The sequence below is a fragment of the Modestobacter excelsi genome, assembly GCF_005930495.1.
GTDB lineage: Bacteria > Actinomycetota > Actinomycetes > Mycobacteriales > Geodermatophilaceae > Modestobacter > Modestobacter excelsi.
On record NZ_SJEX01000076.1, the window covers coordinates 1 to 25934 of the forward strand.

A 25934-nucleotide genomic window follows, 5' to 3' on the forward strand; every position below is an offset into this window, starting at 1 on the left:
GCCCGCACGAGGAGCCCCCATGCCCGAGTCCCACCCGCACGCCCGCAACCCCCAGCGCCCCTCGGCCATGCCGATCGGCAAGTACGCGCCGTTCACGCCCGTACCGCTGCCCGACCGCACCTGGCCGGAGAGGACGACCACGGTCGCCCCCCGCTGGTGCGCGGTCGACCTGCGCGACGGCAACCAGGCACTGATCGACCCGATGACCCCCGAGCGCAAGCGGCGGATGTTCGAGCTGCTCGTCCGGATGGGCTACAAGGAGATCGAGGTCGGCTTCCCCGCCGCCAGCCAGACCGACTACGACTTCATCCGCCAGCTGGTCACCGACGACCTGGTCCCCGACGACGTCACGGTCCAGGTGCTGACCCAGGCCCGCGACGAGCTGATCGAGCGCACCTTCGAGTCCCTGCGCGGCGCCAAGCAGGCGATCGTGCACCTGTACAACTCGACGTCCACCCTGCAGCGCCGGGTCGTCTTCGGCCAGGACCGCGCCGGGATCACCGACATCGCCGTCCACGGGGCGCAGCTGGTGCGCAAGCTGGCCGAGCAGATGGGTGACACCGACATCCGGTTCGAGTACTCGCCGGAGTCCTTCACCGGCACCGAGCTGGACTACGCGGTCGAGATCTGCAACGCCGTCACCGACGTGTGGGAACCGACGATCGACCGGCCGACGATCCTGAACCTGCCGGCGACCGTGGAGATGGCCGAGCCGACCGTCTACGCCGACCAGATCGAGTGGATGCACCGCAACCTGACCCGCCGCGACGCGGTCGTGCTGAGCCTGCACCCGCACAACGACCGGGGCACCGCCGTCGCCGCCGCCGAGCTCGGCCACCGCGCCGGGGCCGACCGGATCGAGGGCTGCCTGTTCGGCAACGGCGAGCGCACCGGGAACGTCGACCTGGTCACCCTGGGGCTGAACCTGTTCAGCCAGGGCATCGACCCGCAGATCGACTTCTCCGACATCGACGAGATCCGCCGCACCGTCGAGTACTGCAACCAGCTGGGCGTGCACGAGCGGCACCCCTACGGCGGGGACCTGGTCTACACCGCCTTCTCCGGCTCCCACCAGGACGCGATCAACAAGGGCTTCGCGGCCATGCAGGCCGACGCCGCGGCCGCCGGCAAGACCGTCGACGAGATCCCGTGGGCGGTCCCCTACCTGCCGATCGACCCCAAGGACGTCGGCCGCAGCTACGAGGCCGTGATCCGGGTCAACAGCCAGTCCGGCAAGGGCGGCGTCGCCTACATCATGAAGACCGAGAACCAGCTGGACCTGCCCCGCCGGCTGCAGATCGAGTTCAGCGCCGTCGTCCAGCGGCACACCGAGGACGAGGGCGGCGAGGTCACCGCCCAGCAGATGTGGACCGCCTTCAGCAACGAGTACCTGCCCGACACCGCGGCGCCGTGGGGGCGCTTCACGCTGGCCGGCCACGAGCACACCGCATCCGGCAACGGTCCGGACGCGATCCAGGTCGAGCTGGTCGACCAGGGCGTCCCGACGACGGTGCACGGCCGCGGCAACGGCCCCATCGCGGCCTTCGTCGACGCGCTGCGCAGCGTCGACGTCGACGTCCGGGTGCTCGACTACGCCGAGCACGCCCTCAGCGCCGGCGGCGACGCCCGGGCCGCGTCCTACGTGGAGTGCGCCGTGGGTGAGCGGGTCCTCTGGGGCGTCGGGATCGACGAGAACATCGTGACGGCGTCGCTGCGCGCGATCGTCTCGGCGGTCAACCGCGCCGAGCGCTGATCATCGCCGGGGGCAGGGCCGATCCCTGCCCCCGGTGCTCGTTCAGCCCTCGGCGACCTCGGCGGCCTCGAGCCAGTCGAGCTCGACCTGCTCCTTCTCCGCCTGCACCGCCCGCAGCTGGGCGTCCAGTTCGGCCGCCTTCGCGTAGTCGGCGGCGGCCGCCGCCAGCTTGCCGTGCAGCGCCTTCTCGTCCGCGTCCAGCTTGAGCATCCGGCGCTCCAGCCGGGCGGCGTCCTTGCGGGCCGCGCGCACGTCGGCAGCACTGCGGGTCGGTGAGGCGGCAGGGCTGCCGGGCGCGGCCACCGGACCCGCCGAGGGCAGCGCCGCCTCCCCCGCGGCCCGCCGGGCCAGGTACTCCTCGACCCCACCGGGCAGGGCCGCGACCGACCCGTCGCCCATCAGCGCGACCACCGAGTCGCAGACCCGGTCGACGAAGTAGCGGTCGTGGCTGACCACCAGCACCGTGCCGGGGAAGCTGTCGAGCAGGTCCTCCAGCGCGGTCAGCGTGTCGATGTCCAGGTCGTTCGTCGGCTCGTCGAGCAGCAGCACGTTCGGCTCGGCCATCAGCAGCCGGAGCAGCTGCAGCCGGCGGCGCTCACCGCCGGAGAGGTCGCCGACCGGGGTCCACTGCCGGTTGGCGGCGAAGCCGAACCGCTCGGCCAGCGTGGACGCCGAGATCTCCTGGTTGCCGATCCTGGCGATCCGGGCGACGTCCTGCACGGCCTCCAGCACCCGGGACCGCGGCGGCAGTTCGGTGACGTGCTGGGACAGGTATGCCGGCGCGACCGTCTGCCCCACCACGACGTCGCCCGCGTCCGGCTGCACCTCACCGACCAGCAGCTTGAGCAGCGAGGTCTTCCCCGCGCCGTTCACGCCGACGATGCCGATCCGGTCGCCCGGACCGACGTGCCAGGTGAGGTGGTCGAACAGCGTGCGCGCCTCGGCACCCCCGGGGTCGGCCGGGCCGCCGGGGTCGTCGTCGGCGTCCCCGCGGCCGCGGACCGTGTACGTCACGTCCTCGACGTCGTAGACGGTCTTGCCCAGCCTCCGGGCGGCGAAGCCGGCCAGCGCCATCGTGTCCCGGGCGGGCGGCTCGTCGGCGATGAGCGCCTGGGCCGCCTCGATCCGGAACTTCGGCTTGCTGGTCCGGGCAGGCGGGCCGCGACGCAGCCACGCCAGCTCCTTGCGGACCAGGTTCAGCCGCCGCTCCTCGGTCACCGACGCGATGCGGGCACGCTCCGCGCGGGCCAGCGTGTAGGCCGAGTAGCCGCCCTCGTAGGCGTGCACCTGCCCGTCGGCGACCTCCCACGTGGTGGTGGAGACCTCGTCGAGGAACCAGCGGTCGTGGGTGACCACCACGAGCCCGCCGGCCCGGGCCTTCACGTACTCGGCCAGCCAGGCGACCCCCTCGACGTCGAGGTGGTTGGTCGGCTCGTCGAGCACCAGCAGGTCCAGCGGCCGGATCAGCTGGGCGGCGAGCGCCACTCGGCGCCGTTCACCGCCGGACATCGGGGCGACCGGGGAGTCCAGCCCGAGCCGGTCGAGCTCCAGCCCGGTCAGCACCGACCGGACGGCGGCGTCACCGGCCCACTCGTGCTCCTCCGCGAACCGGGAGGTGGGCAGCACGACGTCGCGGACCGTCGCCCCGGGCGGCAGCGTGCCGGTCTGGTCCAGGACGCCCATCGCCAGGTCGCCGCGGCGGGTGACCCGGCCCGAGTCGGGCTCCTGGGTGCCGGTCAGCACGCCGAGCAGGGTGGACTTGCCGCCGCCGTTGCGGCCGACGACACCGATCCGCTCGCCGGCGGCGACGCCGAGGGACACGTCGTCGAGGATGACGGTCGTCCCGTGGGCCTTGTGCACCCGTTCCAGGTTGACCAGGTTCAACGGTGCGCTCATCGGGGCGGTCCAGCGGTCATCCCAGCCATTCTCCCCCATGCCACCGCACGTCCCGGCAGCGCCCCGAGCGCCCCGCCCGCCCCAGCCGACCCAGTCGTCACGGGAGTGGCGGACGAACTGGTCCCGCGGGTGGACACGGAGGAGGACATGCCCGGCGACGTTCGACGGCGCCTGCTAGGCCAGGCGGGTGACCTCCACGGTGACCGTCGACCCCTCGCTCTTCGGCCCGGAGAAGATGCCCTTGAGCGGCGGCACGTCGGCGTAGTCCCGGCCCCGGGCCAGCGTCACGTGCCGGGTCCCGATCTCCACCACGTTCGTCGGGTCGTAGCCCGACCAGCCGCCGTCCCACCACTCCACCCAGGCGTGGCTCTCCCCGGTCACCGCCTGGCCGATCTGCGCCGACGGCCGGGGGTGCAGGTAGCCGGAGACGTAGCGCGCGGGCAGCCCGAGCGCGCGCAGCAGGCCGACGGAGACGTGCGAGATGTCCTGGCAGACGCCCTTGCCCGACGTCCAGGCCTGCATCGCGTTGGTCTTCACGTTCGTCGAGCCGGTCAGGTACTCCATGTGGTCGTGCACGAACCGGCAGACCAGGCGGCCGGCCTCGCGCGGTCCGGCGTCACCGACCACGTCGCGGACCCGGGCCACCACCGGCTCGTCCATCGTGGTCAGCCGGGAGGGGCGCAGGAACTCACCGAACCGGTCCAGGACGTCGGGGTCGGCGAGCGCGGCCCAGTCCAGCGCGTCCGGCCGGTGCGGCTCGGGGCCGGCCTCCACCACCGACGTCGCCTTCACCACCAGCTCGGTGTGCGGTCCGTGGGTGTCGAACGCGGTGACCGTGGAGCCCCAGTAGTCGCGGTAGGCGTGCACGGTCGCGGTCGGCTCGATCTCCACCCGTGAGCGCAGCGTCGTCTGCCGGCTGCTGTTCTCCGGCGTCATCCGCGCCTCGTTGTACGACGACCGCACCGGCCCGCCGTAGCGGAACTCCGTGCGGTGCACCACCTGCAACCGCCATCGGTCGCTGGGCACCCGGACGGGGCCCTGCGCCTGGGTCTGGGTGCTGCCGAACTGGGTCTGGGACTGGGGCACGCCCGTCACCCGACGTTCTCCGGCACCCAGATCTGGGGCGCCTGCTCGGTGAAGAACCGGCTGGTGACCGCCTCGCTGGCCAGCGAGCAGGTGCGCTGCAGCTCGTCGAGACGGGTGGGCAGCTTCGCCAGGATCTCGTCGGTCTGCATGAACTCCAGCATGGTCCGCGCCCGGCCGACGATCCGGTGCGCCTCGCCGGCGACGCCGACCCGGTGCCCCTCGCGCACGTTGGCCCGCTCGAGCTCGGCCAGGCAGCCCTCGGCCTGCTCGAGAGCGGCGAACACCGAGCGGGGGAACAGCCGGTCGAGCAGCAGGAACTCCGCGGCCCGGCTGGAGTTCACCGCACCCCGGTAGGTGCGCAGGTAGGGCTCGTAGGCGCCGGTCGAGCGCAGCACCAGCGTCCAGGAGGGCGCGGCGTCGCCGGCCAGCACGCGGGTGGACAGCATCCGGGCGGTCATGTCGACCCGCTCCAGCGAGCGGCCGAGGATGAGGAACAGCCAGCTCTCGTCGCGGCTCATCGTGGCGTCGGCCAGCCCGAACACCATCGCCGACCGCTCCCGCACGAACCGGAACAGCGAGTGCGGGCCGTACCGGCGGGCCATGGTCCGCTGCTGCGGGAGGGCGTTGTGGGTGACGTTGAGCGACTCCCAGATCTCCGCCGACAGCACCTCACGGGCACCCCGGGCGTTCTCCCGTGCCGCGGACAGCGCCCCGGTGATCGAGCTCGGGCTCGACCGGTCGAAGGCCAGCGTGGCCAGCACCCGCTCGGTGTCGGCGTCCTCCTCCGGGCAGGGCGCGCCCATCAGCGCCAGCAGGTTCGCGCAGGCCCGCCGCTCGTCGATCCACGGGTCCTCGACCAGCCGCTGGGTGTGCACGTCGAGGATGCGGGCGGTGTCGTCGGCCCGCTCCACGTACCGCCCGATCCAGAACAGCGACTCCGCGATCCGGCTCAGCACGGCTGACCACCGGGACGAACCCGACCGTCGCCACCAGCGACCGGCCCCGCCCAGAGGCTCGGCCCGAGCCTGCGAGGGCTGAAGGGGGCGGGGTCCTTCGACTGCTGCTGCTGCTGGGACTGGGCGATCGCGTTGTCGTTGGCCGGACCGGGGTCCTGCGCGGGCGGCTCGGCCGGCAGGTCGGCGGTGGTGAACTCGATCCGGGTCACCTCGTGCCCGGGCGCCGGTTCGGCGGTCGGCCGGGGCGGGGTCATCACCCAGGTGTCCTTGGACCCGCCGCCCTGGCTGGAGTTGACCACCAGCTCCCCCTCCGGCAGCGCCACCCGGGTGAGCCCCCCGGGCAGCACCCACACGTCGGAGCCGTCGTTGACCGCGAACGGGCGCAGGTCGACGTGCCGGGGGGCGATCCGGCCGTTGATCAGCGTCGGGGACGTCGACAGGCCGATCGGCGCCTGCGCGATCCAGTCCCGCGGCGCGGCGCGGACCTTGACCGCGAGCTCCTCCAGCGTCCGCTCGTCAGCGCGCGGCCCGATGACGATCCCCTTGCCGCCCGAGCCGTCGACCGGCTTCAGCACCAGCTGGTCGAGCGAGGCCAGCACCCACTCGACGGTGTCCCGCTCGTCGAGCCGGTAGGTGTCGGCGTTGGCGAGCACCGGCTCCTCGGCCAGGTAGTAGCGGATCAGGTCGGGCACCCAGGTGTAGAGCAGCTTGTCGTCGGCGACCCCGTTGCCCACCGCGTTGGCGATGGTCACCCGGCCCGCGCGGGCGGCGTTGAGCACCCCCGCGCAGCCGATGACCGAGTCGGAGCGGAAGTGCACGGGGTCGAGGAACGCGTCGTCGATCCGGCGGTAGATGACGTCGACCCGCTGCTGGCCGTCGGTCGTCCGCATGCTGACCTGACCACCGGAGCAGACGAGGTCGCGCCCCTCGACCAGCTCGACGCCCATCTGGCGGGCGAGCAGCGCGTGCTCGAAGTAGGCGGAGTTGTAGACGCCGGGGGTCAGCAGGACGACGGTCGGGTCGTTCACGCCCGGGGGCGCGGAGGCCTTGAGCGCGGCGAGCAGCCTGCCCGGGTAGTCGCCCACCGGCTGCACCCGGTGGTCGCCGAACAGCTCCGGGAGCACCTGGCTCATCGCCGCCCGGTTGGTGATCACGTAGCTGACCCCGGACGGCGAGCGGAGGTTGTCCTCCAGCACCCGGAAGTCGCCGGCCTCGTCACGGACCAGGTCGATCCCCGAGACGTGCACCCGGACGCCGTTGGGCGGCACCAGGCCGTGCGCGGCGCGGTGGAAGTGCGCGCTGGTGGTGACGACGCTGCGCGGGACGACGCGATCGGTGAACACCTGGCCGGCGCCGTAGACGTCGGCGAGGAACGCCTCGAGGGCGTGCACCCGCTGGGCCACCCCGCGTTCGACGAGCGACCACTCCTCGTGGCCGATCACCCGGGGCACGATGTCCAGCGGGAACGGCTGCTCCTCCCCCGCGTGCGCGAAGGTCACCCCGGCGTCCCGGTAGGTCTGCGAGAGGACGTCGGCCCGGGCGGCCAGCTCCTCCCCCGACATCCGCTGCAGCGAGCTGTACAGACCGGTGTAGGGCGGGCGGGGCCGGCCGGGGGCCTCGAACATCTCGTCCCACTGCTGCCCGAGGGGGTAGCCGTCGAAGAGGTCCGCCATGGCGACGAACCTAGACAGGACGTGTGTCCCGCGCGTTTCGGCGAGCTGGTACTGCAACGGCAGATGCCGGTGTGTCGCTGCAGTACCAGACGTCGCCGACCCGCGCGGGGCTAGTCCGCCGCGGGAGTTCGACTCGAGTTGAAGATGTCGATGACGAACTTCCAACTGCCGTCGGGTTGGCGTCGCGAGACATCGACGAACTTCCCGGTGTCCAGGACCTCCGAGCCGTTCGTCACCTCATGTCGACCTTCCTGTACGGCGAGGTCGTCGCGCTCTTCGAAGGTCACGAGATCGAGTCGGCCGCCAGTCACACCCATGTCGAGGAAGCTCTGCCAGTACGCCTGGATTCCCTCTCCGGTCACGGCCTCCGCCCCGGGCGGCAACAGGCGGGCGTCCGCCGCGCTGGCCCGGGCGGTGCGGGACCTGCCCGGCCCCGTGGCGACGGCGGCCGCCGCGGAGGTCCGCGAGCCACTGGACGCCTGCGACGGAACGCGAGGGCGGGAGAGCCCGCGGTCGCGGCCTGCCCGGGCAGGATCGGGACATGAGCAACCTCGAGCCGCGTCCCGACGCGCGCGAGCTGGGCGGCCTGGCCGCGACGTCGGCAGGCCCGGCGCTGGACCTGCTCCCGGGCAAGGAGGTGCTGCTCGGGGAGGGCACCCAGGTGCGCCGGCTGCTGCCCACGCTGGGCCGCCGGCTGGTGGGCGCCTGGGCGTTCGTCGACCACTACGGTCCCGACGACGTCTGGACGTCGGCGGGCATGCAGGTGCTGCCGCATCCGCACACCGGGCTGCAGACGGTGTCCTGGCTGCTGGAGGGCGAGGTGCACCACCGCGACTCGCTGGGCAGCGACGTCGTCATCCGGCCGAAGGAGCTCGCGCTGATGACCGCCGGGCACGCGATCGCGCACGCCGAGCAGTCCCCCGCCGAGCACCCGCGGCTGCTGCACGGCGCCCAGCTGTGGGTGGCGCTGCCCGACGGCGTCCGGGACACCACCCCGGCGTTCGAGCACCACACCGCGCTGCCGGGGTTCGACTCCGACGGGCTGCGGGCGACGGTGCTGATGGGGACGATCGGCGGCGCGACCTCACCGGGGACCGCGCACACCCCGCTGGTCGGCGTCGACCTCGCACTGGCTGCCGGCGCCGACGTCGAGCTGCCGCTCGAGCCGGACTTCGAGCACGGCGTGCTGGTGGCGTCGGGGGCCGCCGACGTCGAGGGCGTGCCGCTGACCCCGGGCGCGATGCTCTACCTGGGCACCGGACGGCGCACGGTGAGGCTGCGCACCGAGGCGCCGGCGCAGCTGCTGCTGCTGGGCGGCGAGCCGTTCGAGGAGCGGATCGTCATGTGGTGGAACTTCGTCGGCCGGTCCGGCGAGGAGATCGCCGAGTACGCGAGCGCGTGGGCCGAGGGCGACCGGTTCGACGACGTCCCCGGCTTCGACGGCTACCGGCTGCCCGCGCCTGCCCTGCCGCCGCTCCCCCTCAAGCCCCGCGGCCGCGAGCGTTGATCCCGGGGGGCATGTTGGCCGACATGGCCCCTCCGGTTCACGCGCGGAGGGCGTTCCACTCGGTGCGGCGGCGGGCCTGCTCGCCGGGGTCGGGCACCGGGAGCGAGGCGAGCAGCCGCTGGGTGTACGGGTGCTTCGGCGCACCGAGCACCTCCGCACCGGTGCCCTCCTCGACCAGCTCGCCCCGGTAGAGGACGGCGATCTTGTCGGCCAGCAGGTCGACGACGGCCAGGTCGTGGCTGATGAACAACGCCGCGAAGCCCAGCTCCTTCTGCAGCTCGTCGAACAGCTCCAGCACCCGGGCCTGCACCGAGACGTCGAGGGCGGAGGTGGGCTCGTCGGCGATGAGCAGCTCCGGCTGCAGCGCCAGCCCGCGGGCGAGGCTGGCGCGCTGGCGCTGGCCACCGGAGAGCTCGTGCGGGTAGCGGTCGCCGAAGTGCCGGGGCAGCTGGACCGCCTCGAGCAGCTCGTCGACCCGGGCGCGGGCGGCGCGCGGGTCCTTGGCCCGCTTGTGCACCACGAGCGGCTCGGCGACGGCGTCGGCGATGGTGAGCAGCGGGTTGAAGCTGGACGCCGGGTCCTGGAAGACGAACCCGATCCGCTCGCGGACCGGCCGGAACGCGCGCTCCTTGAACCCGTTCATCTCGGTGCCGAGCACCTGCAGCGACCCGCCGGAGACCTTGGTCAGCCCGGCGATGGCCCGGCCGATCGTCGACTTGCCGGAGCCGCTCTCGCCGACCAGGCCGAGCACCTCACCCGGCCGGATCGAGAAGCTGACGCCGTCCACCGCGGTGAAGTCCGGCTGGCGCAGCCGCCCGGGGTAGACGATCCGCAGGTCGCGGGCCTCGACGACCGGCGCGGCCTGTGCCCAGCCGGGCCCCCGCCTGGCCGCCCGCTCCCGGGTGTGCTCGACGCCCTGCCCCAGTCGCGGCACGGCCGCCAGCAGCTGCTGGGTGTAGGGGTCCTGCGGGGCGCTGAACAGCGTCCGGACGTCGGCCTGCTCGACGATCTCGCCCTGGTACATGACCGCCACCCGGTCGGCGAGGTCGGCGACCACGCCCATGTTGTGCGTGATCAGCACGATCGCGGCGCCGAAGTCGTCCCGGCAGCGGCGCAGCAGCTCGAGGATCTCGGCCTGCACGGTGACGTCGAGCGCCGTCGTCGGCTCGTCGGCGATGATGACGCCGGGGTCGAGCACGAGCGCCTGGGCGATGACGATGCGCTGCTTCTGCCCGCCGGAGAACTGGTGCGGGTAGTGGTCGATGCGCTCCTCGGGGTCGGGGATGCCGACCCGGCGCAGCACGTCGACCGCCTTGGCCCGTGCCTCCTTGCGGCTGAGCTTCCCGTGCGCGCGCAGCCCCTCGATGATCTGCCAGCCGACCGGGTAGACCGGGTTCAGCGAGGTCGACGGCTCCTGGAACACCATCGCGGCGTCCTCGCCGCGCACCTCCCGCAGCGCCGAGCCGCGCAGCGGGACGACGTCCTGCGAGTTGCTGCCGTCCTTGCTGGTCAGCACCACGGCGCCGCGCACCCGGGCGGTCTCCGGGAGCAACCCGAGGATGCTGCGCGCGGTCACGGTCTTGCCGCTGCCGCTCTCCCCGACGATGGCCAGCACCTCACCGGCCTGGACCTGGAGGCTGACCCCGGTGACGGCGTCGACCGTGCCGGCGTCGGTGGCGAAGGAGATCTGCAGGTCGTTGATGTCGACGACGGTGCTCATGCGGAGAACCCCTCGATGGTGCCGGGTGCGGCAGGCAGCCCGGGGACGACGGTCTGGACCGAGACCCCGCCGGGCTCCACGGCTCCGGCGGGCGGCGGCCCGCCCACCGCCCGGCGGCTGCGCAGCCGCGGGTCGGCCAGGTCGTTGAGGCTCTCGCCGACCAGGGTCAGGCCCAGCACGGTCAGCACGATCGCGACGCCCGGGGGGATGGACGTCCACCAGATGCCGCTGGAGACGTCGGCGAGGGACTGCTTGAGGTCGAAGCCCCACTCGGCCGCCGCGGTGGGCTGGATGCCGAAGCCGAGAAAGCCCAGGCCGGCGAGGGTGAGGATGGACTCGGAGGCGTTGAGGGTGAGGATCAGCGGCAGCGTGCGGGTGGCGTTGCGCAGCACGTGCCGGACCATGATCCGCCAGTTGCTGGCCCCGATGACCCGGGCCGACTCCACGAACGCCTCGGACTTGATCCGCACCGTCTCCGCCCGGACCACCCGGAAGTACTGCGGGATGAAGACGACCGTGATGGAGATGGCGGCCGCCATCACGCCGCCGATGAGGCTGGACTGCCCGCCGCTGATGACGATCGCCACGATGATGGCCAGCAGCAGCGACGGGAAGGCGTACACCGCGTCGCAGACCACGACCAGGACGCGGTCCAGCCAGCCGCCGAAGTAGCCCGACACCAGGCCGAGCAGCACGCCGGCGACGATGGACAGCAGGACGGCGATGACGATGACGGCCAGCGCGGTGCGGGTGCCCCAGATGACCCGGGAGAGCACGTCGTAGCCGCCGACCGTCGTCCCGAGCAGGTGGTTGCCCGAGGGGCGCGCCTGGGCGCCGAACGGGCCGGCGGCGTCGCGGAGCTCGTCGTACTCGTAGGGCGCGAGCAGCGGCGCGAAGACGGCGGTGACCACGAAGACGCCGGTGAGCACCAGCCCGGCCAGCAGCATGCCGCGCTGCAGGCCGACGCTCTGCCGGACCTGCTTGACGATCGGCAGCCCCTGCCAGCCCCTCGTCCGGCCGGTGGTGCCCACGGTGGTGGCGGTGGCCATCTCAGTACCTCACCCGGGGGTCGATGAGCGCGGCGATGACGTCGACGATGAAGTTCGTGACGGCGACGATGACCGCCAGGACGGCGACGATGCCCTGCACCGCGACGAAGTCGCGGGCGGTCAGGTACTGGGCCAGCTGGAAGCCCAGGCCCTTCCACTCGAACGTCGTCTCGGTCAGCACCGCGCCGCCGAGCAGGACGGCGATCTGCAGGCCGATGACGGTGATGATCGGGATCAGCGCCGGGCGGTAGGCGTGCTTGCGCAGCAGCCGGGACTCGGGGACCCCGCGGGAGCGGGCCGCCTCGACGTACCCCGAGCCCAGGGTGCCGATGACGTTGGTGCGCACCAGCCGCAGGAAGATGCCGGCGGTGAGCAGGCCGAGCGCGACCGCGGGCAGGACGGCGTGCTGCAGCACGTCCTTGACGATCTCGCCGTCCCCGGTCTGGATCGCGTCGACCAGGTAGATGTTCGTCGGGTGGTCGAGGGTCTGCAGCTGGATCTCCGCGCCGGTGGACGCACGGCCGGCGACGGGCAGCCAGTCCAGCCACACCGAGAAGACCAGTTTGAGCACCAGGCCGGCGAAGAAGACCGGGGTGGCGTAGCAGAGGATCGCGAAGACCCGCAGGAGGGCGTCGTGGTACCGGTCGCGGAAGTAGGCGGCCAGCATGCCCAGCGGGATGCCGACGATGAACGCCACGAGCAACGCGTAGACGGCGAGCTCGAGGGTCGCGGCGCCGAAGGTCCGCAGCACCTCGGTGACCGGCCGGCGGTCGCTCAGCGTCGTCCCGAAGTCGCCGTGCAGGATGTCGCCCAGGTAGGAGAGGTACTGGCTGATCAGCGGCCGGTCGTAACCGGCCTCGTGGATGCGCTCGGCGAGCTGGTCGGCCGGCAGCCGGCCACCGAGGGCCGCGGTGATCGGGTCACCGGTGGACCGCATGAGGAAGAAGACGGTCGTCACCAGGACGAAGATCGTCGGGAAGATCAGCAGGAAACGGATGAGCAGGTAGCTGCCGAAGCCGCCGCCGCCGCGCTTGCGCTCCGCCGGGGCGTCGCCGGTGGGGTCGGTGGAGCCCGCGGTCAGCTCCGTCGTGGTCGTGGTCATCGCTCCCAGTCCATCAGTACGGCTCCCCGGCCGGTGCGGCAGGGCCGGACGTGCGGAGCCCCGGGTGACCCGCGTCATGCGGGTCACCCGGGGCCACGTGCAGTGTCGATCCGTCCAGGTGCGGCTGCTCAGCCCTTGGACAGGACGCCGTACCGGAACTTGAAGGACGCGTCGAGCGTGTCCTCCGTGCCACTGACGTCCTTGCCGACGACCGCGACCTGGGACCCCTGCAGGTAGGGGACGGTGGCCAGGTCCTTGGCCTCCTCCGTCTGCACCTGCTCGATGAGCTGCTGGCGGGCGGCCGGGTCGGTGGTCGTCACCTCCTGCTGGATGAGCGCGTTCACCGCGTCGTTCTTGTAGTGGTTCTGCAGGAACGCGGTGCTCTCCGGGGTGTTCAGGAAGAACGGCGTCAGGTAGTTGTCGGCGTCGGAGAAGTCCGGGAACCAGCCGAGCTGGTAGGCCGGGTAGACGTCGGCGACGCGGTCCTTGGAGTACTGGACCCACTCGGTGGTCTGCAGGTTGACCGTGAACAGGCCGCTGGACTCCAGCTGGTCCTTGATCAGCGCGTACTCGTCACCCGAGGACGGCCCGTAGTGGTCGCTGGAGTACTGCAGGCTGAGCTCGATCGGCGTGGTCACGCCGGCCGCGGCCAGCCGCTGCTTGGCCTTGTCCACGGCCGGGCCACCGTTGCCGTCGCCGTAGGCGTCCTTGAGCGGGGTGATGGCGCCGGTCAGGCCCTCGGGGACGAAGGAGTACAGCGGCGTGTACGTGCCCTTGTAGACCTGGTCGGCGATCTCCTGCCGGTCGATCAGGTCGGCGACCGCCTGGCGCACGGCCAGCGCCTTGGCCGGGTCGGCCTCGGGCGTGGTCGCGCCGAAGGGCTGGGTGTTGAAGTTGAACGTGATGTAGCGGATCTCCCCACCGGGGCCGTCGACGACCTGCACGTTGTCGTTGCCGCGCAGGTCAGCGATGTCGGTGGCCGAGAGGCTGCGGAAGGCGACGTCGATGTTGCCCTCCTGGATGTCCAGCTTCAGGTTCGAGGCGTCGGCGTAGTACTTGACGTTGACCTTGTCGGTCTTCGGTGCGCCGAGGGCTCCCTGGTAGTCCGGGTTGGCCTCGTAGGAGACCAGGTTGTTCTGGTCGTAGTTGGTGATCGTGTACGGGCCGGCGAAGGCCTCGCCCGCGACGATGTCGGCGTCCGGGGTGAGCGCGTCGGCCGACAGCACCTCCTCGTCGACGATCGGGCCCACGTTGGTGGACAGGATCTGCGCGAACGTCTGGTCGTTGCCCACCTTGAGGTGGAACACGACCGTGGTGTCATCGGGCGCGTCGACGCCGGCGAGGTTGGCCAGCAGCGAGGCGGGGCCGTTCTCGTCGTTGATCTTCAGGATGCGGTCGAAGCTGAACTTGACGTCCGAGGAGGTCAGCTCGTGGCCGTTGACGAAGGTCAGACCCGGCTTGAGCGTCACCGTGAAGTCGGTCGGCGAGGTGAACTCGGCGGACTCGGCGATGTCCGGCTGGACGTCGGGGTTGCCCGGCGTCGTGTTCATCAGGAACGGGTAGACCTGGTTCATCACCGCGAACGAGCCGTTGTCGTAGGCGCCCGCGGGGTCGATCGTGGTGATCTTGTCGCTGGTGCCGATCGTCAGACTGCCGCCACCGCCGGACGACCCGCCACCGTCGCCGTCGTCGCTGCCGCCGCCGCACGCGGACAGCGCGAGCGCTGCCGCCGTGATGCCTGCCGTCGCGACCAGCGTGCGCCGGCCGTTCCTGGACACGGAGTTCATCCGCTACCTCGATCTCGTGGGAGGCGGCCTGCGGGCGCACAGAGGCGCAGCACCGCAGCCGCCTGTGGCCATCGGAAGTCCATGACTAACACACCGGTCCCACGGTGTGAGAAGGGCGGATGAGGCTGTGATCGTGTTGTGACCACGGCCGGACGCCGGTGGAACGCCCGCCGCTCAGAAGCTGCCGCTGCCGCCGAAGTCGCCGCCACCGCCGCCGAAGTCCCCGCCGCCGCCGAACCCGCCGCCGTCACCGCCGCCGAAGCCACCGCCGTAGCCGCCGCCGAGCCCGCCCATCAGGATGCTGCCGAGCACCCCGCCGGCCACGCCACCGGCCACCCCGCCGGCGAAGCCACCACCGCCGTAGCCGCCCCGGTAGCCGCCGCCGTACCCGGGGCGGCCGCCGTACCGCCCGCCGTAGCCGCCGGACATGTAGTCGTCGACGTCCTGCTGGGCCTCGGTCAGTGCCTGCTGGGCGAGCCCGTCGGCCCGCTGCGCCGCACGCAGGGCGGCCAGCGGGTCGGACCCGCCCAGTCGCGACGCGTCGTCGAGGTGGCGCTCGGCCTCGGCCAGCCGGGTGCGCGCGGAGCTCCCGACGGCGCCTCGGCGGGTGGCGATGAAGTCGCCGGCCACCGTCACCGAGGAGTCCGCGGCCCGGATCGCCTGCTGCAGGTGGGCAGCGGCGCGCTCCTGCTGCTGACGGGCGTCGCGCGCCGGCTCGAGGGCCGCCTCGAGCGCGAGGTCCGCCTCGTCCAGCCGGCGCACCGCGGCCAGCGGGTCGGGCAGCGCGCTGCCGCTGGGCCGCATCTCGGCGAGCGAGCCGGCCAGCGCGCTCTCGGCCCGGGCGAGCTGGTCGCGCAGCCCCGGGGTGTCGACACCGCGGGACAGCATCGCGCGGGCCTCGGCGATGTCCTTCTCCGTCTCCGCCCGCACGTCGTCGAACCGGGCTCCGGTGGCGGCCAGCTCGGCGGCGAGCCGGTCGACGCCGTCGAGCAGCGTGCGGCTCTGCGCCAGCGCGTCCTCGGCGGCGCGGATCGCCGGTACCGCACCGGCCGGCCGGCCGGCCTCGAGCTCCGACCGGCCGTGGGCGACGGCCAACTCCGCCAGGTCGATCCGGGCGAGCGCCTCGGTGGCGTTCTGGGCGACGGCCGCCCACGCCGTCCGGGCGAAGCGCCGCTCCAGGTCCTGCAGGGTCCGCTCCGCGGCGGGCACCTGCGCCCGGGCCGCCTCGATCGCCGGGGCCAGGGCGGCCAGGGACTCCGGCGCGGACTCCTGGAGGTGGCGCAACCGCGCGTACGCCTCGGCCTGGCCGGACAGCCGGGCGGCCGCGGCGGCGGTCAGCTGCAGCAGCTCGGTGAGCATGCGGCGCTGGGTCGGCTCGTCCTCGGGCACGTCGTCGTCGAGTTCCTGCCGGATGGTGAACGCCCGGGACAGCTCGGCCTTGGACTGGTCCAGCGCCTCCTGGAAGCCGGCGACCGGCTGCTCGCCGTACTGGGACCGGGCGTAGGCGAGGTCCAGCTCGGAGGTCTTGACCGCCTCGTCCAGCGCCAGCAGCTCCTCACTGGCCCGGAAGGTCAGCTGCTCGGTGCTGGTGCCGTGGTGCGGGTCGCGGGCCGCGGCCTCCGCGGCCGCACGCTCCTCCGCCGCGCGGGCGGAGGCAGCCGCCTGCTTCTTGCGGCGCCGGCTGCGCACCACCGCGTACCCGCCGCCACCCACGACGGCGATCCCGAGCAGCACGGCCAGCGCTCCCCCGCCTGCCCCGTCGCCACCACCGCCCGAGCTGGCGTTCCCGGACTGGAGCCCGTCGGCCAGGGTCACCGCCGCGGTGGCCCAGTCGCCCTGGCCCAGCTCCGGTTCGACGTCGTTGCTGATGAGGTCGGACAGGTCGGCCTCGGTCACGTCCGTGTTCGGACCGACGAAGTAGCCGTCGCGCCGGTCCTCGGTGGCGACGGCGAAGAGGACGTCGTTGTTGCCGAGCGCGGACATGTCGAAGGACTGGTTGGCCCACGTGCCGGGGGCGACGCCGTCGAAGGAGTCGACGTAGACGACGTAGAGCTGGGTGCCGTCCTCGGCCTGGAGGTCCTCCAGTGCCGACTGCACCTGCGACTCGTCGCTGGTGCTGAGCACGTCGGCCTCGTCGGTGACCTGGCTGGTCACCGAGACCGGTGGCGAGGCGGCCGCGGTGCCGGTGACCAGCAGCGGCGCGACCAGCACGGAGAGGGCGGCGACCAGTCGGGGGAGGCGGGACATGCCCCCATCGTCGCTGATCAGGCCGGAGCCGGGGCGAGTGGTGGGTCCACCGCGTGCAGCCGGCGCTTGGCCGCGGCGATCGGCAGCTGACCGACCAGCGCCGGGAGCAGCCAGGACACCGGGTTGCCGGTCTCGGCGATCAGCACCCCGGTGACCAGCGCGATGTACGAGCCGCCCAGCAGGTGCGGCTGCCAGCTCCGCCATCCCGGCCAGTCCCGGCGCCGGGCCAGCGCCCCGGTGACCGCGAGTGCCTCCGTGGCCGCCGCCACCGGCAGCAGCCAGCTCAGCTGCGGATCGGTGACCGCGAGGACCCCGGCGGAGACGGTGATCCCGGCGACCACCACCTGGTAGGCCACCGCCAGGCCGGTCGCCGGACGGCCGCGCAATCGGGTCACCGCCCAGGCAGGGCCGAGCAGCAGCCCACCACTGCCCAGGACGACGTGCAGGACCAGGACGACGCCGCGCACACGGACCACTCCCCTCGGGCGGACCGCCGCGGCCCGGTGCCGGTGCCCGGGCCGCGGAGGTGCCGCCGCTGGGCGTGCACCCAGCCTGTCCCGGGGCCGCGCCCCGGGACAGGTGCCAGATGTCAGGTCCTGCTCAGCTCGCGATCTCCGCCATCACCGAGAAGGAGGCGCCCCACGGGTCGGCGACGACGGCGAACCGGCCGAACTCCGTGTCCTGGGCGGCCATCAGCACCTTGCCGCCGCCGGCCTCGACGGCCCGGACCGCCTCGTCGGTGGACGCGACGGAGAAGCAGGTCGACCAGCCCGAGGGCAGCCCCGGGGAGATCCCGCCGAGCCCGCCGAGCGGCCGGTCGGCGGTGGCGAAGGTGGTGTAGCCCTCGGCGCCGGGGACCTCCTGCCAGCTGAAGCCGAAGACCGCGCCGTAGAACTCCCGCGCCGCGGCGGGGTCGTCGACGGCGGCCTCGTTCCAGACCAGGGAGCCGGGTTCGCTGAACACCTCGACGCCGGTGGTCTCGCCGGCCTGCCAGATGCCGAAGGGGTTGCCCTGCGGGTCGGCGGCGATGGCCATCCGCCCGGCCGGGCCGACGTCCATCGGCGGGGCGATGACCGTGCCGCCGGCCGCGGTGACCCGGGCGGCGGTGGCGTCGGCGTCGTCGGTGGCGAAGTACGTCGTCCACCGGGGCGGGTCGTCGGGGCTCTGCTGCGGGCCCATCCCGGCCGCCTTGCGACCGCCCGTCAGGCACATCGCGTAGCCGCCGTACTCCGGTTCACCCCCGGAGTACGTCCAGCCCAGGGTCGAGGCGTAGAACGCCTGCGCCGCGTCCATGTCGGGGGTGCCGAGGTCGACCCAGCACGGCGTGCCGGTCGGCCAGGGGGTGTCGCGAGTCGGCATGACTCCTCCTCGGGTCGGGAGGTCGACCGTCCCACCGGGTACCGACAGAACTGCCGGCCCGGCGCGCGAGGTCTGCACGCCGCTGCGTCGGGTACGGAGGTCGGCACCCACCGAGACCAGGAGGCCGGAGCCCGCCATGGACACCGCACCCGAGCCCGACCGCGTCCCCGCCGCCGACCTGCCCCCGGGCGCCGTGCGCCCCGCCGGGCAGTGGGCGGTGGTCAACGACCGCGGCCGGCTCGTCGCCGTCTCCCGCCGGTGCCGGCACCAGCTGGCCGACCTGGCCCAGGGCAGCGTGGACGCCGAGGGCTGCCTGGTCTGCCCGTGGCACCAGGCCCGCTACGACCTGCACACCGGCGAGATGGTGTCCGGTCCCCGCGGCTTCCTCGGCTACCACGGCCCGACCCCCGGCTACTCCGGCCTGGTGAAGGTGCTCGGTCAGCTGGTGCGGCTCCGCGTCCGCCGCGCCGTCCGCCGGGGCGAGGACATCGTGGTGACGTGATGGAACGGCCCCGCTGCAGGGGCCCGCGCTGAGCTCGCGAAGCGTGGGGGCAGCGGGGTCCTCCATCAGGCGATGCGGCGGCGTCCCTCGAAGGCGCGGCCCAGGGTGACCTCGTCGGCGTACTCGAGGTCACCGCCCACCGGCAGGCCGCTGGCCAGCCGGGAGACGGCCAGCCCGAGCGGACCGACCAGCCGGGCCAGGTAGGCCGCGGTCGCCTCACCCTCCAGGTTCGGGTCGGTGGCGATGATCAGCTCGGTGACCTGGCCGTCCATCAGCCGGGTCATCAGCTCCTTGACCCGCAGGTCGTCCGGGCCGATGCCCTCGATCGGGCTGATCGCGCCGCCGAGCACGTGGTAGCGGCCCTTGAACTCGCGGGTGCGCTCGATCGCCACGACGTCCTTGGGCTCCTCGACGACGCAGATGACGTCGAGCACCCGCCGGGGGTCGCGGCAGATCCGGCACTGCTCGCCCTCGGCCACGTTGTAGCAGGTCACGCAGAAGCGGACCTCGGCCTGCACCCGCTGCAGGGCCGCAACCAGCCGGCCCACGTCGGCCGACTCCGCGGCCAGCAGGTGGAAGGCGATGCGTTGCGCGCTCTTGGGACCGACGCCGGGCAGCCGCCCGAGCTCGTCGATGAGGTCCTGGACGGCGCCCTCGTACACGGTTCTCCTTCGGGTGGGACGGCGGTGCGCCGCCCCGGGTGGGTCAGAAGCCGGGCAGACCCAGCCCGCCGCCGAGTCCGCCCGTGACGGGGCCCATCGTGGCGGCGGCGAGCTCGTTCACGGCCCGCTGGGCGTCCCGCAGCGCGGCGACGACCAGGTCCTGCAGGGTCTCGACGTCGTCGGGGTCGACGGCGGTCGGGGAGATGGTGAGGGAGACGACGTCACCGTTGCCGGTCATGGTGGCCGTCACCAGGCCACCGCCGGCCGAGCCGGTCACCTCGCTGGTGGCCAACTGCTGCTGCGCGTCGGCAAGCGCCTGCTGCATCTTCTGCGCCTGCTGCAGCAACTGGCTCATGTCAGGCTGGCCACCGGGTCCCATGACCACGAGCGTAGGCGCTCCTGCCGACAGTCGCGGCCGACTCCCCGCACCCGACCCCGTCCGGTGCCGGCCGGTCAGCCTCGGCCGGCACCGGACGCCGCGCCCATCGAGCGCGACGGGGCCCCACCGCTCGCAGGCCCGGGCGCCCGGCCCCCTCGCAGGGTCCCGCGGCGCGCGGAGCGTGTCGTGGGGGCGAGGGGGCCCTCACTCGATCGGGCGGGCGCCCAGCTGGGTGCGGAGCAGCTGCAGGGCCGCCGCCTCGGGGTCGAGGGCGGGAGCGGCGGCCGCACCGTCGTCGGAGGCGACGTCCGCGGCCCGCTCGGCCATCAGCTCGTCGGCCTCGGCGCTCTCCGCGGCCTGCACGGCGGCCCGCGCCGCCTCGGGGGTCGGCGCCGGGCCGGCCGCCGGCTGCCCCGGGACGTCGACGACGGCCTGCACCTTCCACCGGACGCCGAGCAGCTCCTGCAGCGCCTGCCGGACGATGTCCTTGTTCAGGTCGTCGCCGAGCATCTTGGCCAGCGCCGGCGAGGTGGCCACCAGGGTGAGTGTGCCGTTGGTCAGGTCGTGCACCTGCGCGCTCTTCAGCAGCGCCTCGGTGGTGCGCTTGTGCCGCTTCACCACCGCGAGCAGCTCCGGCCAGATCCGCCGGACGTCGACGGTGGTCAGCTCACCGTCGCCCTCGGCGGGCTCCTCGGGGGTCGCCGAGACCAGCGGCGTCGGCTCGCCACCGCGAGGCGCGGGCGCCGACTCCGCCGCGGCCCGCGGAGCCGGGGCGGGCGCAGCGGCCGGAGCCGGCGTGGCAGCCGGCGGCGCCGGCTCGGCCTGCGGTGCCGGGGCCGGTGGGCCGGAGGGTGCGGCCGCGCGGGCCGGCTGCGGCCAGTCCTCGTCGTCGGTCGGCTCCGGCGGGAGCGGCACGTCGGGCTCCCCCACCGCCACCGGCGGCCGGGGGCGGACCGCCGGCGGGCCCTCCCCGCCGGACGACGCGCCGGCGCTCGCAGGTGCCGGCGCGGGAGCAGACGCCATGGCGCCCGGCCGCGCGGTGACCGGCCAGCCGTCGTCCCCCTCCGGCGTCGCGGCGGCTGGCGCCGGCGCGGTCGACGGACCGGCGGCGGCCGCGCGGGCCTGCGACGGTCGCACGTACGCCGGGCGGGCGGCGGCCGGCGGGGCCGCAGCTGCAGCGGCCGGGACCGGCTCACGCTGCGGCTCGGGCACGGGCCGCCCGACCGGGGCCAGGGCGGGTGCGGGAGCTGGCGGGGCGGGGCGCACGGGCGCGGCCGGCGCGGCGGCGACCGCGGCCTCCGGACGGCCGGCGTGCTCGCCGGCGATCGACATCCGCCGCTCGAGCCGCTCCAGCCGCTGAAGGGTCGCCGCGGCCGAGTCGTCGACGCCCGGGAGCAGCATCCGCGCGCAGACCAGCTCCAGCAGCAGCCGCGGCGCCGTCGTCCCGCGCATCTCGGTGAGGCCCTCGTGCACGGTGTCGGCCAGCCGGGACAGCGTCGCCGCGCCGAGCGCCTGCGCCTGCCGGGACATCAGGTCCAGCCGGTCGGGCGGGCAGTCGAGCAGCCCGTTGCCACCGGCCTCGGGCACGGCGTTGAGCACGATCAGGTCGCGCAGCCGGTCGAGCAGGTCGGTGGCGAACCGGCGCGGGTCGTGCCCGGCCTCCACGACCCGGTCGACGGCCTGGAAGACCCCGGGTGCGTCGGCGGCCGCGAGCGCGTCGACGGCCTCGTCGAGCAGCGCCTCGTCGGTGACGCCGAGCAGCCCGACCGCCGTCCGGTAGGTGACGCCGTCGGTCCCGGCACCGGCCAGCAGCTGGTCGAGGATGGACAGCGAGTCGCGCACCGAACCACCGCCGGCCCGCACCACCAGCGGGAAGACCGTCGGCTCGACCTGCACGCCCTCGGCGGCGCAGGTCTTCTCCAGCAAGCCGCGCAGCGTGCTCGGCGGCACCAGCCGGAACGGGTAGTGGTGGGTCCGCGAGCGGATGGTCGGGAGGACCTTCTCCGGCTCGGTGGTGGCGAAGACGAAGACGAGGAACTCCGGCGGCTCCTCGACCACCTTGAGCAGGGCGTTGAAGCCCTGCGTGGTGACCATGTGCGCCTCGTCGACGATGTAGACCTTGTAGCGGCTGTGCACCGGCGCGAAGAACGCCTTCTCGCGCAGGTCCCGGGCGTCGTCGACACCACCGTGGCTGGCGGCGTCGATCTCCATGACGTCGATGGAGCCCGGGCCGTCGGGGGCCAGCGAGATGCACGAGCCGCACACCCCGCACGGCGTCGACGTGGGGCCCTGCTCGCAGTTCAGCGAGCGGGCCAGGATCCGCGCCGAGGACGTCTTCCCGCAGCCGCGCGGGCCGCTGAACAGGTAGGCGTGGTTGATCCGCCCGCTGTCGACGGCGTTCATCAGCGGCGCGGTGACGTGCTCCTGCCCGACCACCTCGGCGAAGGTCGCCGGACGGTACTTGCGGTAGAGCGCCAGAGCCACGGGGCGAGGTTACCCAGCCGCACGGACGGTCCGGCGCGTCCCGGGCGGTCAGAGGGTCAGGTGCAGGAAGAACTCCACGGCGCCCTGGTCGTCGACCCGGACGAAGCCGAGGCTCGGCGCGTCGATGCCGTGGTCGCCGAACGTCACCGGGACCGACCCGGAGACGTCGACCCCGGCTCCGGTGCGGACGACGGAGACCTCCGTCTGCACCTGCCGGGTCACGCCCTTGAGGGTCAGCTCCCCGGTCACCGGCACGGTCACCGGGGCGCCGGTGAGCTCCGGCAGGTCGGCCGGCTGGGTGACCGCGAACGTCGCGGTCGGAAACTCGTCGACGTCCATCACGTTGCCGCGGAAGTAGGAGTCCCGCTGCCCGCTGTCGGTCGTGACGGAGGCGACGTCGACGGTCACCTCGGCGTCGGCCAGGTCCCCGCCGGCGATGACCACGGTGCCGGTGACCTGGTCGGTGGTGCCGGCGACGGTGACGTCGGCGCCGTTGAGCACCTCGTGCACGCGGTAGCCGGCCGACGAGCCCGCGGACACCGTCCAGGTGCCGTCGGTGTCCTCGACCAGGGCGGCGTCCGAGGGCTGGACCTTCACGGTGGGCGCCGGCGGGGCGTCCTCCTCCAGCGCGGCGTAGACCAGCGGTCCACCGATCGCGGCCGCGGCGACGACGGCGACCGCTCCACCGGTGGTCCACCAGGTACGGCGACTGGGCATGACAGCTCCCCTGTTGGAGGTTCGTGCATCACAGGGGATCAACCTGGGAGGAGCCTGTGAGCCAGGAGAGAAAAGGACCCCCCGCACACCCGTCAGAGCCCGCTTATCCTTGCTGCCTTCCGGCCCTGGGGAGGTTCACAGGGTGACGCCGCACGAGGGGTCGTGCACCATTGTAGAGGACGGGCGGTCCGACGACGCCGGTGCCGTCGCCGCGGCGCCCCGCTAGGCTCTGCCGCCATGACCGGGCACACTCTCGTCCTGCCCCCGCCGCACTCCTGACCGGAGCGCCGCGAGGCTGACCGCCCGCGCTCCGGACCGCGTCCTCCGACCGGCCGACCCAGGAGCGTCATGTCCACCCCCACCACCCGGCCCAGCCCTGCCCGCGGCTTCCTCCTCGTCGTCCTCGCCGCGCTCTGCTGGGGCACCTCCGGGATCACCGGCGACGTGGTCGCCGACCGCGCCGGCCTGGACCCGCTGGACATCGCCTGGCACCGGATGGCCATCGGCGCCGCCGTCCTCGGCGTCGTCCACCTGGCCCGCCGCCCAGCCGCCGGGACACCGCTGACCGGCGGGCTGCGGTGGCGACTGCTCGCCGTCGGCGCCGGGCTCGCGGCCTACCAGAGCGCCTACTTCGCCGCCGTCGCCAGCGCCGGGGTGAGCATCGCCACACTCGTCTCGCTCGGGCTCGCCCCGCTGCTGGTGGCCGTCGGCTCCGCCGTCCTCGGGCACGGCCGGCCGGACCGGTCGACCGGGCTGGCGCTGGTCGTCGCGCTGGCCGGGCTGGTGCTGCTGGTCGGCGTCTCGGCCGGCGGCGACGTCGGCGACGCCGTGCTGCTCGGCGCGCTGTCGGCCGTCGGCTGCGCGGTCGCCTACGCCGGCGTGGTGCTGCTCTCGTCCCGGGTGCCCGACGGCGTGCCGACGACGACGGTCGGTTTCGCGGCGGGTGCCGTCCTGCTGACGCCGGTCGCGCTGACCGCGGGGCTGGACCTGACCGCCGACCCGCTGTCGCTCGCGCTGCTGGTCTACCTCGGGGCGGTGCCGACGGCGCTGGCCTACGGGTTGTTCTTCGCCGGGGTCCGGGTCGTGCCCGCTGCGGTCGCCTCGATCGTGACCCTGCTCGAGCCGCTGACCGCGACCGCGCTGGCCGCTGGGCTGCTCGGCGAACGGCTCGCCCCGACCGCGCTGGCGGGCGGGGCGTTGATGCTCGGCGCCGTGACGGCGCTCTACGTGCGGAGGATGGGAGATTCGAACTCCCGAGGGCTTGCACCCAACCCGCTTTCCAAGCGAGCGCCATAGGCCACTAGGCGAATCCTCCAGTGCGACGTCACTCTACCGGGCACCTCCCGGGCGGTCAGCCGGTCCCCTCCCTGCCGAGCGGCCCGCACCCTGCGAGAGTGGTTGAGTTGTCGGACCCGGCAACGACAGCCGGGGCACAGGAGCGGGAGGACGGGACATGAGCGGTACCGAGCAGGTGCGCCCCGAGGTGGTCGCGGCCATCGTGACGGCGCTGCAGGAGACCGACCCCAGCAACCTCCCCGCCGACGCCACGCGCGCCGAGAAGGACGCCGCCAAGGACCAGTACCTCTCCGGCATGGTCGCCGACCGGGTCCAGCGCGACCGGCAGACGCGGGCGTGGGAGCTGCTGCTGACCCGCAGCCACGACGACCCGCCGAGCTGGTCGCAGCTGTTCGACGAGCTGCCGCAGAGCTCGATCGACCAGCTGGCCGACCTGTACGACGCACTGCCCGAGGGGGCCCAGACGGAGTACGCGCGCCGTTACGGCGCCCCGGTCTCCGCTTGAGCTCCGGCCGGGCGGACGGGCGATCGGGACAGGGGTGACGTCGGCGGGTTCCCGGGTGGCCGGGCGCTATCTGCTGAGCTCCCGGCTCGGTGGCGGGGCGATGGGCGCGGTCTGGCTGGCCCGCGACGAGGTGCTGGGCCGCGACGTCGCGGTCAAGCAGGTGCTGATCCCGGTCGGCAGCGACCCGCAGGCCACCGAGGGCCACCGCGACGCGGCGATGCGCGAGGGCCGGATCGCCGCGCGGATCACCCACCCGCACGCCGTCTCGGTCTACGACATGGTCGACGACGGCGGCACGCCGTGGCTGGTCATGGAGTACCTGCCCTCGCGCAGCCTCGCCCAGGTGCTGGCCGACCGCGGCACCCTGCCGGTCCAGCAGGTGGCCCAGATCGGCGCCCAGGTGGCCGACGCCCTGATCGCCACGCACGCCGCCGGCGTCGTCCACCGCGACGTCAAGCCGGGCAACATCCTGATCGGCGAGGGCGGGCGCAGCGAGGGTCTGGTGAAGATCACCGACTTCGGCATCTCCCGGGCCCGCGGCGACGTCTCGCTGACCCAGACCGGGGTCGTCAAGGGCACGCCGGCCTACCTCGCCCCGGAGGTCGCCCGCGGCCAGGAGCCCGACGAGGCCAGCGACGTCTACTCGCTGGGCGCCACGCTGTTCGCCTGCCTGGAGGGCACCCCGCCGTTCGGGATGACCGAGAACCCGCTGGAGATGCTCTACCGGGTCGCCGGCGGGGACTTCAGCCGGCCGCGCAACGCCGGCGCACTGACCCGGCCGCTGATGCGGATGCTCGACTCGGAGCCGGCGAGGCGACCGTCGATGACCGAGGTCCGCGACCAGCTGGCCACGCTGGCCGCCGGCCGGGACCGGGACGTCACCGCGGTGCTCACCGCCCGGACGCCGCTGACGCCCACGCTCACCGACGTCCACCCGGTGGGCGGCCGAGCGCTGCCCGCCGTCCCGTCCGCCGGAAGCCCGGCCGCGCCGGCCGGCACCCCCTTCGCGACCGCCGTCCAGCCCGCCGCGCCCGCGACCGAGCAGCCGGTGCGCGACCCTGGACTGCCGGCCGGCCCGCCGCCGGACCGCACCCCGGCTGCCGCAGCCGCCCCACCGCCGCGGCCCCGCCGACGGGGCCGGCTGATCGCCCTCGCCGCGCTGCTGGTCGCCGTGCTGCTCGCCGGCTTCGTGCTCATCTGGCAGCTCGGCCAGGACGACGACCGGACGCCGTCCGCCGACCCGACCTCCAGCAG

General features: G+C 73.8%; 21 protein-coding genes, 1 tRNA gene, 1 other RNA gene and 1 pseudogene. 6 read left to right on the forward strand and 18 right to left on the reverse strand.

Annotation, left to right across the window (positions count from 1 at the left end):
- The first annotated feature begins 19 nt into the window (after positions 1-19).
- Positions 20-1753 (forward strand): 2-isopropylmalate synthase, encoded by a 1734-nt coding sequence (gene leuA, locus FHL80_RS20000; protein ID WP_138735112.1) that lies wholly within the window; start codon positions 20-22, stop codon positions 1751-1753.
- A 42-nt stretch (positions 1754-1795) separates the two neighbouring features.
- On the opposite strand, the gene FHL80_RS20005 is transcribed toward leuA, so the two are convergent.
- From FHL80_RS20005 to FHL80_RS20025, 5 genes are all read right to left on the reverse strand, one after another.
- Positions 1796-3649 carry an ABC-F family ATP-binding cassette domain-containing protein gene (locus FHL80_RS20005; protein ID WP_138735113.1) on the reverse strand — a complete coding sequence of 618 codons (1854 nt, stop codon included), beginning with the start codon at positions 3647-3649 and terminating at the stop codon, positions 1796-1798.
- 174 nt (positions 3650-3823) lie between these two features.
- Positions 3824-4735 carry a transglutaminase family protein gene (locus tag FHL80_RS20010; protein WP_246078820.1) on the reverse strand — a complete coding sequence of 304 codons (912 nt, stop codon included), beginning with the start codon at positions 4733-4735 and terminating at the stop codon, positions 3824-3826.
- A 5-nt stretch (positions 4736-4740) separates the two neighbouring features.
- Positions 4741-5691 (reverse strand): alpha-E domain-containing protein, encoded by a 951-nt coding sequence (locus FHL80_RS20015; protein ID WP_138735115.1) that lies wholly within the window; start codon positions 5689-5691, stop codon positions 4741-4743.
- Complete coding sequence (locus FHL80_RS20020; RefSeq protein WP_138735116.1) at positions 5685-7364, reverse strand: circularly permuted type 2 ATP-grasp protein; 1680 nt, start codon at positions 7362-7364, stop codon at positions 5685-5687. Before FHL80_RS20020 ends, FHL80_RS20015 begins: the two co-directional genes overlap by 7 nt.
- 110 nt (positions 7365-7474) lie before the next feature.
- Complete coding sequence (locus FHL80_RS20025; protein WP_138735117.1) at positions 7475-7726, reverse strand: YybH family protein; 252 nt, start codon at positions 7724-7726, stop codon at positions 7475-7477.
- Positions 7727-7905: 179 nt separating this feature from the next.
- Here FHL80_RS20025 and FHL80_RS20030 point away from each other — a divergent pair, with 179 nt between their 5' ends.
- Positions 7906-8871, forward strand: coding sequence for a pirin family protein (locus FHL80_RS20030; RefSeq protein WP_138735118.1), 966 nt, complete (start codon positions 7906-7908; stop codon positions 8869-8871).
- A gap of 37 nt (positions 8872-8908) precedes the next feature.
- Here FHL80_RS20030 and FHL80_RS20035 read toward each other — a convergent pair whose 3' ends face one another.
- From FHL80_RS20035 to FHL80_RS20065, 7 genes are all read right to left on the reverse strand, one after another.
- Positions 8909-10591, reverse strand: coding sequence for an ABC transporter ATP-binding protein (locus tag FHL80_RS20035; RefSeq protein ID WP_138735119.1), 1683 nt, complete (start codon positions 10589-10591; stop codon positions 8909-8911).
- Positions 10588-11640 carry an ABC transporter permease gene (locus tag FHL80_RS20040; RefSeq protein WP_138735120.1) on the reverse strand — a complete coding sequence of 351 codons (1053 nt, stop codon included), beginning with the start codon at positions 11638-11640 and terminating at the stop codon, positions 10588-10590. Before FHL80_RS20040 ends, FHL80_RS20035 begins: the two co-directional genes overlap by 4 nt.
- A 1-nt stretch (position 11641) precedes the next feature.
- The gene (locus FHL80_RS20045) at positions 11642-12742 is read right to left on the reverse strand and encodes an ABC transporter permease (RefSeq protein ID WP_138735121.1); all 1101 of its coding nucleotides are present in this window, start codon (positions 12740-12742) and stop codon (positions 11642-11644) included.
- A 128-nt stretch (positions 12743-12870) separates the two neighbouring features.
- Complete coding sequence (locus FHL80_RS20050) at positions 12871-14529, reverse strand: ABC transporter substrate-binding protein (RefSeq protein WP_138735122.1); 1659 nt, start codon at positions 14527-14529, stop codon at positions 12871-12873.
- Between the two features lie 174 nt (positions 14530-14703).
- Positions 14704-16776 (reverse strand): TPM domain-containing protein, encoded by a 2073-nt coding sequence (locus FHL80_RS26815; protein ID WP_138735123.1) that lies wholly within the window; start codon positions 16774-16776, stop codon positions 14704-14706.
- 17 nt (positions 16777-16793) lie between these two features.
- Complete coding sequence (locus FHL80_RS20060; RefSeq protein ID WP_138735124.1) at positions 16794-17243, reverse strand: hypothetical protein; 450 nt, start codon at positions 17241-17243, stop codon at positions 16794-16796.
- Between the two features lie 133 nt (positions 17244-17376).
- A complete protein-coding gene (locus FHL80_RS20065; protein WP_138735125.1) occupies positions 17377-18135 on the reverse strand; it encodes a VOC family protein in 759 nt (252 codons plus the stop codon).
- Positions 18136-18271: 136 nt separating this feature from the next.
- Between FHL80_RS20065 and FHL80_RS20070 the strand changes: the two genes are divergently transcribed.
- Positions 18272-18637, forward strand: a complete 366-nt coding sequence (locus FHL80_RS20070) for a Rieske (2Fe-2S) protein (protein ID WP_138735126.1) — start codon at positions 18272-18274, stop codon at positions 18635-18637.
- A gap of 65 nt (positions 18638-18702) precedes the next feature.
- On the opposite strand, the gene recR is transcribed toward FHL80_RS20070, so the two are convergent.
- The 5 genes from recR to ffs all read right to left on the reverse strand — a co-directional run bounded on the left by recR (position 18703) and on the right by ffs (position 23044).
- A complete protein-coding gene (gene recR / locus FHL80_RS20075) occupies positions 18703-19299 on the reverse strand; it encodes a recombination mediator RecR (RefSeq protein ID WP_138735127.1) in 597 nt (198 codons plus the stop codon).
- A gap of 43 nt (positions 19300-19342) precedes the next feature.
- Positions 19343-19654, reverse strand: a complete 312-nt coding sequence (locus FHL80_RS20080; RefSeq protein ID WP_246078821.1) for a YbaB/EbfC family nucleoid-associated protein — start codon at positions 19652-19654, stop codon at positions 19343-19345.
- Positions 19655-19882: 228 nt separating this feature from the next.
- A complete protein-coding gene (locus FHL80_RS20085; protein WP_138735129.1) occupies positions 19883-22162 on the reverse strand; it encodes a DNA polymerase III subunit gamma and tau in 2280 nt (759 codons plus the stop codon).
- Between the two features lie 48 nt (positions 22163-22210).
- Entirely contained in the window at positions 22211-22879 is a 669-nt protein-coding gene (locus tag FHL80_RS20090; protein ID WP_138735130.1) for a YceI family protein, read from the reverse strand.
- 69 nt (positions 22880-22948) lie between these two features.
- An RNA gene (gene ffs / locus FHL80_RS20095) (signal recognition particle sRNA small type) lies at positions 22949-23044 on the reverse strand.
- 183 nt (positions 23045-23227) lie between these two features.
- On the opposite strand from ffs, the pseudogene FHL80_RS20100 reads away from it, so the two are divergent.
- Positions 23228-24091, forward strand: a pseudogene (locus FHL80_RS20100) (DMT family transporter); the annotation flags it as partial.
- Between the two features lie 18 nt (positions 24092-24109).
- Here the strand turns inward: FHL80_RS20100 and FHL80_RS20105 are convergent.
- Positions 24110-24194, reverse strand: a tRNA-Ser gene (locus FHL80_RS20105).
- Between the two features lie 138 nt (positions 24195-24332).
- Between FHL80_RS20105 and FHL80_RS20110 the strand changes: the two genes are divergently transcribed.
- Both FHL80_RS20110 and FHL80_RS20115 read left to right on the forward strand, forming a co-directional pair.
- Positions 24333-24680, forward strand: coding sequence for a hypothetical protein (locus tag FHL80_RS20110; RefSeq protein WP_138735131.1), 348 nt, complete (start codon positions 24333-24335; stop codon positions 24678-24680).
- Between the two features lie 55 nt (positions 24681-24735).
- Positions 24736-25934, forward strand: a 1199-nt coding sequence (locus FHL80_RS20115) for a serine/threonine-protein kinase (protein ID WP_216870906.1), incomplete at its 3' end; no start/stop codon positions are given.